The sequence below is a fragment of the Aeromonas sp. 603607 genome, assembly GCF_049171595.1.
Lineage (GTDB): Bacteria > Pseudomonadota > Gammaproteobacteria > Enterobacterales > Aeromonadaceae > Aeromonas > Aeromonas veronii.
The window spans coordinates 42,818-55,343 of sequence record NZ_JAAKOV010000012.1; the positions used below are offsets into that span (position 1 = coordinate 42,818).

The window sequence follows — 12,526 nt, forward strand, 5'->3', positions numbered from 1 at the left end:
GTCGGGCTTTTTTATCTGCAATGTGGAAATCAGGCTTAGATCGCCAGAAACCCGAGGATCAGGATGGGGCCGAGCAGGCTCAGGATAAAGCCGGAGACAATGGCCACCGGCACCACCTGAATGCCCCCTGATTTCTGGATGACCGGCAGGGTGAAGTCAAGCGCCGTGGCGCCGCCATAGCCAATGGCGGCAGAGGGGTGATGGCGCATCAGCACCGGGATGATCAGAATGGCGATAAGCTCGCGCCCAAGATCGTTGATAAAGGCAGCAGAACCGAGCACCGGCCCCAGTTTGTCGGCCACCAGAATGCCGGAGAGCGAATACCAGCCGAAGCTCGAGCTCATCGCCAGACCATGGGCAAAGGGCATGCCCAGCAATTGGGCCGCCAGCAGGCTGCCAAGCCAGCTGCTGAGGATGACGGTGGCGGCGATTTTCATCCCCCAGGGGTTGAGCAGGATCTGGCGCAGCCGCATGCCGGAGTTGCGCATCTGCACCCCGATGAGAAACAGCAGCAGCATCAGGGCCCACTCGCTCCACTTGTCGATGGGCAGTGCGCGCAGATCCACCAGCAGCCCGAGCAGCACACCGCCGAGCACCACAAAGCAGAGCTGCAGGGATTCCCACAGCAGGTGTAGCTTGCCCGGCATCTTTGCATCGTTCGCCTCGTGGGTCGGCGGCGTGCGCTTGTCGAGCCACCAGAGGGCCAACAGGTTGCAGAGCGTGATCGCGGTCAGCATCACCCCGGCGACCTTGAAGATCACCGCCAGATTGCTGCCCAGGTTCTCCACATAGGCAAGCCCGAGCCCCATCAGAAACAGAATGAGGTAGACCATCTTGCCCAGACTCTGGTTGACCAGCTTGATCAGCCGGGCAGAGGAGAGGGGAATCAGATAGCCGATTGCCAGTGGCAACAGGATCAGCAACACATTGAGCAGCATCGAGGCCTCGATCACAAAAACTGATAAAAACACCACCTTATCATTACTTATTGGCTCTGTGTCACATATCTCTCGCTTTCATGGTCAAAAACAGCCCTTTTTGGGGCTAATTGTTACTTTTTTGCCACAACCTCTCTGTTTGATAAGGTTCTGTGCGAGCCCGAGTGCACCAATAAAATCAAGTTGATCCGATCTTGGGGTCTGATATTTCGCTCTGCAAGGGTCTGCATAAAGCCATTTTGGTGCCGGTTTGGCACACATCACGCTTTTCTCTTGCCACTGATATGATTGGGGTATAAAAAGGCGGTATCGAAACAGCCATTGAAACGGCTGTTTATGCAAACAAAGTGCTGAAAAATACGCAAGGAGCGAATAAAAATAGAGCGAATCCTCTGAAGACCCTCGTTCTGTATTGTTTTTTCACTATCCGGGTGATATTTTCGCTGAAGGTTGCCATCGGTTAACTTTTTGTTAAATGGACGATGGTTGAGTCACGCCCCTGCGGCGTCTAGGGACAGACAAGGTTGTAATGGATGAGCGACGTTGCCGCACTGGAAGTACGTGATCTGCACAAATATTTTGGCACCCACGAAGTGCTCAAGGGCATCGACATGACCGCCCACAAGGGGGATGTGATCTCCCTTATCGGCTCCTCCGGCTCGGGGAAGTCGACCTTTCTTCGCTGTATCAATCTGCTCGAAACCCCCTCATCCGGCACCGTCTCGCTCCATGGCGAGTTGATCCGGATGAAAACCAGCCGCGCCGGCGAGCGGTTGCCCGAGGATATGCGTCAGGTGGAGCGGATCCGCAGCCGACTGGCCATGGTGTTTCAAAGCTTCAATCTCTGGTCACACATGACCATCATGCAGAACATCATCGAAGTGCCGATCCAGGTGCTCAAGGTCCCTCGCGCCGAAGCGATGGCCAAAGCGGAACTCCTGCTCAACCGGGTGGGGTTGTGGGAGCGGCGTGACTACTATCCCGGCCACCTCTCCGGTGGTCAGCAGCAGCGGGCCGCTATTGCCCGTGCGCTGGCGGTGGATCCCGAGGTGATGCTGTTTGATGAACCCACCTCGGCACTGGATCCCGAGCTGGTGGGGGAGGTGCTCGGCCTGATGCGCGAGCTGGCCGAAGAGGGGCGCACCATGCTGGTGGTAACCCACGAGATGTCTTTTGCCCGGGATGTATCGAACAAGGTGATGTTTCTGCATCAGGGGCGGGTGGAAGAGGAGGGCAACCCCAAGGAGATTTTCGCCCATCCCAAATCCGAGCGGTTCAAGCAATTCATCTCCTCCATCTACTGATGGCGGGATGCCTGGTTACCCAATCAACTGTTTTATCAAGGAGAGATACATGAACAAGCTGATGCTGGCGACAGCCGTAGTTACTGCCCTCGCGTCCGGTAGCCTGATGGCCAAGGAGTGGAAAGAGGTCCGGATCGGGGTTGAGGGTGCCTATCCCCCCTTCTCCTGGACCGAGCCCAGTGGCGAGGTGAAAGGTTTTGATATCGACATCGCCAACGCCCTGTGCGAAGAGATGAAAGTGAAGTGCACCCTGGTCAAGCAGGACTGGGACGGCATCATTCCGGCGCTGTTGTCGCGCAAGTTTGACGCCATCATCGCCACCATGGACATCACCGAAGAGCGCAAGAAGAAGGTGGACTTCACCCAGAAGTACCAGCACATTCCGGCCCGCTTTGCCGCCAAGAAGGGCACTGATGTGCAGCTCGACAAAGCCTTTATGGAAGGCAAGTCCGTCGCGGTGCAGCGTGCAACCTCCATGGATACCTTTATTACCGACAACTTCCCCAATGCCACCATCAAGCGTTACGGCACCGCCGATGAAGCTTATCTCGATCTGAAATCCGGTCGTGTGGACTATGTGCTGGCCGACTCTGCCGCCATCACCGACGGTCTGCTGAAGAAAGAGGGCGGTGATGCCTTCGAATTCGTCGGCCCGAAACTGACCGATCCCAAGTGGTTTGGCGAGGGTGCCGGTATTGCGGTGCGCAAGGCTGACAAGGATCTGAAAGAGAAATTCAATGCCGCCATTCTGGCGCTGCGTGCCAACGGCAAGTACAAGGAAATCAACGACAAGTACTTCGAGTTCGACGTTTACGGAGAGTAAAACAAAGAGACGTTTACGGCGAGTAAGTCCAAAGACGTCTACGGCAAGTAACGACAGGTTGATCCCGTCAGTAGTCATCGGGCCCGTCACCTCCCTGAGGGAGTTTACGGGCCCGCATTGATTGCAATGGAGCTGCACATATTTCATTCGGACTGCTATGGAGCCTTCTGGTTAGCAGGTGCGTGAAGATTCAGTGGCGATGGAGCTGCATATGTTTGATTTGAAAGGATACGAAGCCTCGCTGCTGGAGGGCGCCTGGGTCACCCTGGAAGTGGCGCTGGCCTCCCTGCTGCTGGCGTTGCTGCTGGGGATGCTGGGGGCGCTGGCCAAACTCTCTCCCTACAAGTGGGCCCGGGCCATCGCCACCGGCTACACCACCATCATTCGCGGCATCCCCGATCTGGTGCTGATGATGCTGCTCTTCTTTGGCGGTCAGGTGCTGATCAACGGTATCTGCACCTGGGTCAACGAGACTTACAACAGCTGGTTACTGGAGAGTAATCCCAATCAGGAGTGGGTCTCCCTGCTGCCGGACTATATCGACATCAGCCCCTTTGTGGCCGGTGTCGCGACCATCGGCTTTATCTTCGGCGCCTACATGACCGAGACCTTTCGCGGCGCCATTCTGGCAGTGGACAAAGGCGAACTGGAGGCAGCACGGGCCTTTGGCATGCGGGCAACCCAGGTGTTTGTGCGGATCCTCTTCCCCCAGATGATGCGCCACGCGCTGCCCGGGTTTGGCAACAACTGGCTGGTGCTGCTGAAAACCACCGCGCTGGTCTCCATCATCGGCCTTGATGACATGGTGCGCAAAGCCTCGTTGGCGGCGGGCTCGACCCAGCAACCCTTCACCTTCTACATGGCGGTGGCGCTGATCTTCCTGATCTTCACTGCAGTCTCCACCTCGGCGCTCAAGTGGGCCGAGCGTCACTATGCCATCAAGACGAGGTAAGCCATGGATTTCTCAATCATTCTCAAAGAGTGGCCCACCTACTGGGAGGGGCTCTATACCACCGTCTGGCTGGTGGCCCTCTCTCTGATCCTTGGGTTGATGCTGGCGGTGCCCATGGGCATCTTGCGCAATAGCCGCAACTGGCTGATCAAGGGGCCAATCTGGGCCTATATCTACTTCTTTCGCGGCACCCCGCTGCTGGTGCAGCTCTTTATCATCTACTACGGCGCCGCCCAGTGGGAGTGGCTGAAGAACAGTGCCGCCTGGTCGCTCTTCTCCGAAGCCTGGTTCTGCGCTCTGCTGGCCTTCACCCTCAATACCGCCGCTTATACCGCCGAGATCGTGCGCGGGGCGGTACACAATATGCCGCGCGGCCAGATTGAGGCTGCCAACGCCTTTGGCATGACCCGCTGGCAGACCCTGACCCGGATCATTTTGCCCAACTCGTTTCGTCGGGCACTGCCGGCTTACAGCAACGAGGTGATCTTCATGCTGCAAGGCTCGGCGGTGGCGGGCATCATCACCATCGTCGATCTGACCGGCGCGGCGCGGATCATCAACTCTCGCTACTACAGTCCGTTCGAGGCGTTTTTGACCGCAGGGCTGCTCTATATGCTGCTCACCTTTGTCATCGTCTGGCTGTTCAAGAAGTGGGAAGCGCGCTGGCACGCCCACCTGCGCCCGCGCAATGTGTAAGGGTTGAGCTGCCAAGATGAGCGAAAATGGCCCCGCCTGTTGCAGGCGGGGCCATTTTTTATCTTCATCGTCTGCCGCCCGGTTTGCCAAATGGCGGACGAGCAGGGAGAATGCAGCACTCCCGAGCGCCGCCAGCCGCTGGCTGTGAGCCTTATTCCCCAGTTCCCGAGGTTTTATGTACCGGATATTGTTTGAGCATCCCGCTTTCCTGGTTATCGACAAGCAGCCCGGCATCGGCATGCATGACGAGAAGGGCGACGGGGAGGCGGTCAATCCGGGGCTGGTCAATCGCGTGAAGGCCGATACCGGGCTCACCCTCTATCCGGTACACCGGCTCGACAAGATGACCTCCGGGCTGGTGCTGCTGGCTCGCACCACAGAGGCTAACCGTGAGCTGAGCATGGCTTTTGCGGCCCGTGAGGTGAGCAAGCAGTATCTGGCGCTCTCCGATCGCAAACCCAAGAAGAAGCAGGGCTGGGTGAAAGGGGATATGCAAAAGGGGCGCGGCGGCAGCTGGATGCTGGCGCGCACGCTGGATAATCCCGCCATCAGCTGGTTTGATTCGGTGTCGGTGCGCGAGGGGCTGCGGCTCTATCGCATCAAGCCCCAGACCGGCAAGACCCACCAAATCCGGGTTGCCCTCAAAAGTATCGGCGCCCCCATTCTCGGGGATGAGCGCTATGGCGGCACGTCAGCCGCTCGTGGCTATCTGCATGCCTGGCGACTGAGTTTTACCCTGGCGGGCGAGCCGTTCGACTTTGTCTGCCCGCCCGATGTGGGGAGTGAATTTGTCACTCCCGAACTCACGGCAGCCATCGCAGCCCTTGTGCCCTAATGTTTATGCGCCGAGAGCCTGACGCCATGATCCATTCAGCAAAAGAGCGTGATGCATCCAATGCCTCTGACGGGAGCACTCCGCGCTGGATCCTGGCCGACTTTGACGACACCCTGGCTCCAGGCGACAGCCACGCCGGTCTGCTGTGCTATATCCTGCGCCGCCGGTTCTGGCCGCTGCTGCTGTTGCCAGTGATTGCTCTGGGTGGGTTGGTCTATTTGTTGCCAAGTCAGCTGCTACCCAGCCAGCGGCGGCGCGGTATCTCCCTTATCTGGTGGGCCATCACGCTGGGGCTTTCCCCTTTGGACTGGCGCAAGCTGGTGCGCGCCTATTGCCGCACCAGGCCGGGACTGTTTCGTCAGGCTCGCGAGCTGCTGCAACGCGAGGGGGCGTGCTGCTGGGTGATCTCCGCCAGTCCCTGCGCGCTGGTGCGCGCCCAGCTCTATCAGCAACTGCCCGGCCAGTTGCCCCACCGGCTCATTGGCTCGCAGATGCACTACCGTTTTGGCGGCCTGATGCCGCGCTTCTATTGCCACGGCCAGCACAAGCTGCTGCCGGAGATCTGCGCCCTCGATGTCGAGCTGGCGCTTAGCGACAGCCTGCACGATCTGCCACTGCTGGGGTTGGGGAAAGAGGCGTGGCTGATCAATCCAACGCCCACGCGACTGCAAAAAGCCCGGGCCTGCTTGCCCCATCTGCTGGTCAAAAACTGGCAACTGTAATGCAAAGCTGACAGCCATGCGGGTCGTCACCGTTTGATCCGCAAGGCTGTGGCTTAAATGTCACAATTCATTTACATCCTTTGCTGCCAGCTGCGAAAAACTATCTGCAACCCGCCTCTTCTCTTCCTGCTACGCCCTGCTTCTAATGAAACAAGTTGTTAACACTTGCCGCGCCGCTGGGTGCTGCAATCCGTTTTAACCGAATCAAGAGCAAGGAGCGCCCGATGAATGCCACCTCTTCCGCCACCCATACCATCAATCCGTTAGGCACAGACGGTTTCGAGTTTGTCGAGTACACAGCCCCCGATGCCAAAGGGATTGCTGCCCTCAAGAGCCTGTTCGTTTCGCTCGGGTTTGCCGAGGTCGCCAGGCACAAACACAAGCAGTGCTGGCTCTACCGGCAGGGGGATATCAACTTCGTGGTCAATGCCGAGCCTCACTCCCAAGCGGAGCAGTTTGCCAGCCTGCATGGGCCGAGCGTTTGCGGCATGGCGTTTCGGGTAAGTGATGCGGGCAAGGCCCAGCAGTTCGCCATCGCCAAGGGGGCCAAGCCCTTTGTCGGCAAGATTGGCCCGATGGAGCTCAATATTCCCGCCATCTACGGTATCGGCGAGAGCACGCTCTCCTTTGTCGACCGCTACGGCGACAAAGGCTCCATTTATGACGTGGATTTTGTCTTCTACCCCGACTGGCAGGCCCGGATGGCGGAGGTGGATGCCGGTCTTATGGAGATCGATCACCTGACCCACAACGTCCATCGCGGCAATATGGATGTCTGGTCCAATTTCTACGAGCGGATCGGCAACTTCCGCGAAATTCGCTACTTCGATATCGAGGGCAAGCTGACCGGGCTGCACTCCCGTGCCATGACCGCCCCCTGCGGCAAGATCCGTATCCCCATCAACGAGTCGGCGGATGACAAGTCCCAGATTGAGGAGTACCTGCGTCAGTACAAGGGGGAGGGGATCCAGCACATCGCCATGGCCTCCAGCGATATCTACCACACCATCCGCACCCTGCGCAGCCGCGGTACCGGCTTTATGCCGACCCCGGATACCTACTACGAGAAGGTGAACAGTCGGGTCGAGGGGCATCAGGAGGATCTGGCGGCCCTCAAAGAGCTGCGCATCCTCATCGACGGCTCCCCCACCAAGGATGGCATCTTGCTGCAGATCTTCACCGATACCGTGATAGGGCCGGTCTTCTTCGAGATCATCCAGCGCAAGGGCAACGAAGGGTTTGGTGAGGGCAATTTCAAGGCGCTGTTTGAATCGATAGAGCTGGACCAGATCCGCCGCGGCGTGCTGGGTGGCGCCGAGGATGAGAAGGGTGCCCGCAAAGAGGGAGCGAGCGATGCGTAACTGGATTAACTTCCCCCATCGGGAGGGGGCCCACTCCCGGCAAGCCCATGCCGACCTGCCGGAGCAGGCCATCTATGAGCGCGAACTGGGGCGCAGCGGCTTTTTCGGCCCCGCCACCCACATGCACCACAAGCATGCCCCTACCGACTGGAGCAGTTGGGAGGGGCCGCTGCGGCCACGGCTGTTTGACCTCAATGCCCTGCAGGAAGAGGTGAGTTCCCTCTCCCCCTGGGTGGCCCCCGACATTCTCAGCAACCCCCACTGCCGCTATCGCATCTGGCGGCTCTCCGAGGCGATGCCGTTTCTGGTGCGCAACGCCGACGGTGACGAGCTGCTCTTTATTCACGAGGGGGGCGGCGAGTTCTTCTGCGATTACGGCCATCTGACTCTGCGGGACGGCGACTATGTGGTGATCCCCCGTGGCACCATGTGGCGCATCGAACCCAGCGCACCCATGTTCATCCTGATGATCGAGGCGACCAACGACAGCTATCAGCTACCGGACAAGGGGCTGGTGGGCAATCACGCCATCTTCGACCCGGCGGCGCTGGATGTGCCCGCCATCAACGAGCGCTTTTTGGCCCAGCAGGATGAGAATCCCTGGTCTCTGCAGGTGAAGCGCCACGATCAGGTGTCGGTCATCACCTGGCCCTTCAACCCGCTGGATGCACAAGGGTGGCACGGCGACTTGTGCGTGGTGCGCCTCAACTGGCGGGATATCCGCCCGCTGATGAGCCACCGCTACCATCTGCCGCCATCGGCTCATTCGACCTTTGTGGCGAGCCGCTTTGTCATCTGTACCTTCGTACCGCGCCCCATCGAGAGCGATCCCGGCGCCCTCAAGGTGCCCTTCTATCACAGCAATGACGATTACGACGAAGTGCTCTTTTACCACGCCGGGGACTTCTTCAGCCGGGACAATATCGAGCGGGGCATGGTCACCTTCCACCCTGCCGGCTTCACCCACGGCCCCCATCCCAAGGCGTTTGCGGCGGGGCAGGCCTATGCCAAGAAGTTCACCGACGAGGTGGCGGTGATGCTCGACACCCGCGATGCGCTGAACGTTGGCAGTCTGTGCGAAGGGATCGAGAACACCCGGTATGTCTCCAGCTGGCAGCGCCCGGACGCTGCTGCCGGCAAATAAGGAATCGCTTATGAAATTGGCAACATTGAACAATGGCAAGCGCGATGGCGCTTTGGTGGTGGTGAGCCGGGATCTGAGCCGTGCGGTACGGGTGAGCGAGATTGCCCCGACTTTGCAGGCCGCCCTCGACGAGTGGGCCGAGGTTGCCCCCAGGCTTGAGGCTGTCTATCAGCAGCTTAACGAGGGCCGAACGGCAGACGCGTTCGTCTTTGACGAAGCGTCTTGCCTCTCTCCGCTGCCGCGCGCCTATCAGTGGGCCGATGGCAGTGCCTATGTCAACCATGTGGAGCTGGTGCGCAAGGCGCGCGGCGCCGAGATGCCCGAGAGCTTCTGGCACGATCCGCTGATGTATCAGGGGGGCTCCGACAGCTTCCTCGCCCCCCGTGGGCCGATTGTCATGGGCTCCGAGGAGTGGGGGATCGATTTCGAGTCGGAAGTGGCCATCATCACCAACGACGTGCCGATGGGGGTAAGCCCGCAGGGGGCTGCCAGCCACATCAAATTGCTGATGCTGGTCAACGATGTGAGCCTGCGCAACCTCATTCCGGGGGAGCTCGCCAAGGGCTTTGGTTTCTTTCAGTCCAAGCCGTCGAGCGCCTTCTCGCCGGTGGCCATCACCCCAGATGAGCTGGGCGATGACTGGCGCGATGGCAAGGTCCATCTGCCGCTTCTGACTCACCTCAATGGTGCGCTGTTCGGTGCGCCCGAAGCCGGGGTGGACATGACCTTCAACTTCTTCGAGCTGATTGCCCATGCGGCCAAGACCCGTCCCCTTGGTGCCGGTTGCATCATCGGCTCGGGTACTGTCTCCAACTACGATCGCAGCACCGGTTCATCCTGCATCGCCGAGCGGCGCATGCTGGAAATTCTTGATTGTGATCAAGCTATAACCCCCTATTTGCAGTTTGGTGATAGAGTGTCGATCGCGATGGAAGATCGCTCTGGCCAAAACCTGTTTGGCACTATCTCTCAACAGGTGGTGCCAGCGAGCGGTCAGGGAGGTTGATGGCCAGCGCCGGTTGGCGGCAAGGATATTCGGGATATGTCCGGATCACGAAGAGCCCTCAACCGGTGCCGGATACACAAGGAGGCAGGTGGCGAGCACCTGCCGGGCTTCGGGCCCAGATAAGATGCAGGGACAGATTATGTTGCAGTTGTTTGGCTATTGGCGTTCGTCGGCAAGTTTTCGGGTACGGATCGTGTTGCAGCTCAAGGGGCTCGCCTACGAGCAGCATCCCATCAATTTGCGGCAAGGCGAGCAGAGCGAGAAGGCCTATCGCCGGATCAATCCGCAAGGGCTGGTGCCGTTTCTGGTGGATGGCGATGTGCAGATCGGTCAGTCGGTCGCCATCATGGAGTACCTTGACGAGACCTATCCCGCCTACTCCCTGATGCCCTCTTCCCCCGACGCGCGGGCCCGAGTGCGCCAGATCGTCAATATGATCGCCTGCGATATCCACCCGCTCAACAATCTGCGGGTGCTCAACTATCTGGAAGAGCACTTCAGGGCCAACAACGAGCAGGAGGCCCGCTGGTATCGCCACTGGATTGACGAGACCTTCACCGCCCTCGAACAGCTGTTGATGACCACCGCCGGTGTCTACTGTGTCGGCAACGAAGTCACCCTGGCCGACTGCATGCTGGTGCCTCAGGTCTACAACGCCCGCCGCTACGACATGACCCTGGACGATTACCCCACCATCCGCCGCATCGTCGCCAACTGCGAACAGTTGCAAGCCTTTATCAAGGCCGCCCCCGCCAACCAGCCGGACGCGCAGTGACCTACTGACTTGAATCGCGGGATGGCGTCAGCACGCCATCCCGCGCGTTATATCTCCTCATCTCTTTATTTCCCTTCTGTATGCGCCTTGCGTGCCTTGTGTTGACGGCTGAATGTCGCCAAGGATCCTGCACTTGTCACACTTATCAACATTTTGCATCGATTGAGTCTTTATTGTTGGTGTTTTGGGCTGTTAGTCACACTCAAGTCAGTTGATTGGGCCTAGTATCGCCACGCCAGCGGAACAGTGGAAAGCAGAAATGCGTACAGGTCGCCTATCAGGGGGCCTTGGCTACCTCCTTGGTTTCCATGGTTTATTCGCACTGCTCTTTTTCGTGTTTACGGTTTGATGGCCCGCACTGTCCGGCCCGTGTCACCGCGCAGATCCCTTGTGACAGCGGCAGGTTGACTGGCGCGCCACCGCTTATTTGCAACCACTCTGTGCAACAAGGAGATCTCATGTATTCCTTCAAAAAGTGCGTCGTCGCACTCTCCATCAACCTTGCTCTCTTCTCGTCGGCGTTCGCCTGTACCACCTTGCTGGTCGGTAGTGAAGCCAGCGCCGATGGCTCCATGATGGTGGCCCGCAGCGCCGACAGCGATGCCCTGAAAGCCCAGCATTTCGTGATCCATCCGGCCAAGCAGGGGCAGAGCGGTATGCACAGCTCCAAGGCTCACAATGGCGCCAATGATTTCAGCTACCCCTTGCCGAAAAACTCCCTGCGCTATACCACGGTACCGAACTGGAAGACCCAGCTGCATGGCGCCACCGGGTTCAACGAGAAGGGAGTCGGGGTGAGCGGCACCGAGTCCATTTTTGCCTCACCCGAAGCGCTCGCCTTTGACCCCTATGTGGAAGATAAGGGGATCACCGAGGATGACATTCCCGATGTGTTGCTCTCCCGGTCCACATCGGCCCGCGAGGCGATCTCGTTGCTTGGCAACATCATCGAGACCATAGGCGCGGGAGAGGGATTTGGTGTCGCCGTGGTGGATGATAACGAGCTCTGGTATCTGGAGACTGCCACCGGCCATCACTGGATGGCGCAGCGTCTGCCGAAAAATCACTACTTTGCCACCGGCAATCAGGGCCGCCTGCAGCAGTACGATCCCGCCAGTGCCGATATGATGGGATCGAAAAATCTGATCGAATTTGCCACCGAGAAGGGGCTCTACCATCCGCAAAAGGATGGGGCGTTCAACTTCTCGAAAGCCTATACCCGTGATGACGAGCGGGACCGCACCTATAACGATCCGCGGGTCTGGACCATCCAGCAGATGTTCAACCCCTCGCTCAAGCAGGCGGTGGATGCCGGTCGTCAGTTCCCGGTCACCCTCGCCCCCGAGAAGAAGATGACGCTGGAGGAGGTCAAGGCGGTGCTGCGCAATCACTATGACGGCACCGAGCACGATCCCTACAGCAAGGGGTTGAACGGTCAGGAGCCGTGGCGCCCTGTCAGTGTGTTCCGCACCTACGAGTCCCACGTGATGCAGGTACGCCCCTGGATGCCGCGTGAGGTGGGGGAGGTGACCTATGTGGGCCTCGGCATGGCGGACTTGACCGCCTTCGTTCCCTACTACAGCAGTCTGGAAGCCTATCCGGCCCACTATGCCATGGGTAGCGACAAGGCCGACAGCGACTCCATCTACTGGAAATATCGCAAGCTGCAGACCCTGGTGATGACCGATTACCCCAAATTGGCCCCCATAGTGAAGCAGGCGTACCAGAGCTGGGAGGCGAAGATTGCCAAAGAGCAGAAAGAGATGGAAGCCAGCTACCTGAAAACGGTCAAAACCGACAAGGCCGCCGCTAACAGCATGCTCAACGACTTCAATCTGCGGGTGATGAAGGAGGCGGAAACGCTGACCGAAGATCTCACCAACCAGATCTTCACGGTGCGCACCCAGGATATTCAGGCCGATATCTTCTTCGCCAACAAGGCGAAAAAGGACTGATTGCCCCCATGATGT

12 protein-coding genes are annotated in these 12,526 nt (G+C 58.9%); 11 read left to right on the forward strand and 1 reads right to left on the reverse strand.

Going from position 1 to position 12,526, the window contains the following annotated elements; all coding sequences use genetic code 11:
* Positions 1-35 precede the first annotated feature (35 nt).
* The gene (locus G5315_RS12625) at positions 36-938 is read right to left on the reverse strand and encodes a lysine exporter LysO family protein (protein ID WP_421333171.1); all 903 of its coding nucleotides are present in this window, start codon (positions 936-938) and stop codon (positions 36-38) included.
* Between the two features lie 533 nt (positions 939-1,471).
* On the opposite strand from G5315_RS12625, the gene G5315_RS12630 reads away from it, so the two are divergent.
* From G5315_RS12630 to G5315_RS12680, 11 genes are all read left to right on the forward strand, one after another.
* The gene (locus G5315_RS12630; RefSeq protein ID WP_005344729.1) at positions 1,472-2,242 is read left to right on the forward strand and encodes an ABC transporter ATP-binding protein; all 771 of its coding nucleotides are present in this window, start codon (positions 1,472-1,474) and stop codon (positions 2,240-2,242) included.
* Between the two features lie 49 nt (positions 2,243-2,291).
* Positions 2,292-3,065 carry an ABC transporter substrate-binding protein gene (locus G5315_RS12635; protein WP_005337307.1) on the forward strand — a complete coding sequence of 258 codons (774 nt, stop codon included), beginning with the start codon at positions 2,292-2,294 and terminating at the stop codon, positions 3,063-3,065.
* 211 nt (positions 3,066-3,276) lie between these two features.
* A complete protein-coding gene (locus G5315_RS12640) occupies positions 3,277-4,017 on the forward strand; it encodes an ABC transporter permease (RefSeq protein ID WP_005352911.1) in 741 nt (246 codons plus the stop codon).
* A gap of 3 nt (positions 4,018-4,020) precedes the next feature.
* Positions 4,021-4,713, forward strand: coding sequence for an ABC transporter permease (locus G5315_RS12645; RefSeq protein ID WP_005337302.1), 693 nt, complete (start codon positions 4,021-4,023; stop codon positions 4,711-4,713).
* A gap of 175 nt (positions 4,714-4,888) precedes the next feature.
* Entirely contained in the window at positions 4,889-5,548 is a 660-nt protein-coding gene (locus G5315_RS12650; RefSeq protein WP_421333132.1) for a TIGR01621 family pseudouridine synthase, read from the forward strand.
* Between the two features lie 26 nt (positions 5,549-5,574).
* Positions 5,575-6,270 carry an HAD family hydrolase gene (locus G5315_RS12655; RefSeq protein ID WP_421333133.1) on the forward strand — a complete coding sequence of 232 codons (696 nt, stop codon included), beginning with the start codon at positions 5,575-5,577 and terminating at the stop codon, positions 6,268-6,270.
* A gap of 224 nt (positions 6,271-6,494) precedes the next feature.
* Positions 6,495-7,631 (forward strand): 4-hydroxyphenylpyruvate dioxygenase, encoded by a 1,137-nt coding sequence (gene hppD / locus G5315_RS12660; protein WP_421333134.1) that lies wholly within the window; start codon positions 6,495-6,497, stop codon positions 7,629-7,631.
* Entirely contained in the window at positions 7,624-8,775 is a 1,152-nt protein-coding gene (locus G5315_RS12665; protein ID WP_421333135.1) for a homogentisate 1,2-dioxygenase, read from the forward strand. The genes hppD and G5315_RS12665 overlap by 8 nt, the downstream gene beginning before the upstream one ends.
* A gap of 10 nt (positions 8,776-8,785) precedes the next feature.
* Complete coding sequence (locus tag G5315_RS12670; RefSeq protein ID WP_421333136.1) at positions 8,786-9,781, forward strand: fumarylacetoacetate hydrolase family protein; 996 nt, start codon at positions 8,786-8,788, stop codon at positions 9,779-9,781.
* Positions 9,782-9,920: 139 nt separating this feature from the next.
* Positions 9,921-10,556 carry a maleylacetoacetate isomerase gene (maiA, locus tag G5315_RS12675; protein WP_005361400.1) on the forward strand — a complete coding sequence of 212 codons (636 nt, stop codon included), beginning with the start codon at positions 9,921-9,923 and terminating at the stop codon, positions 10,554-10,556.
* 458 nt (positions 10,557-11,014) lie between these two features.
* Positions 11,015-12,511, forward strand: a complete 1,497-nt coding sequence (locus G5315_RS12680) for a C69 family dipeptidase (RefSeq protein ID WP_421333137.1) — start codon at positions 11,015-11,017, stop codon at positions 12,509-12,511.
* Positions 12,512-12,526: the final 15 nt, after the last annotated feature.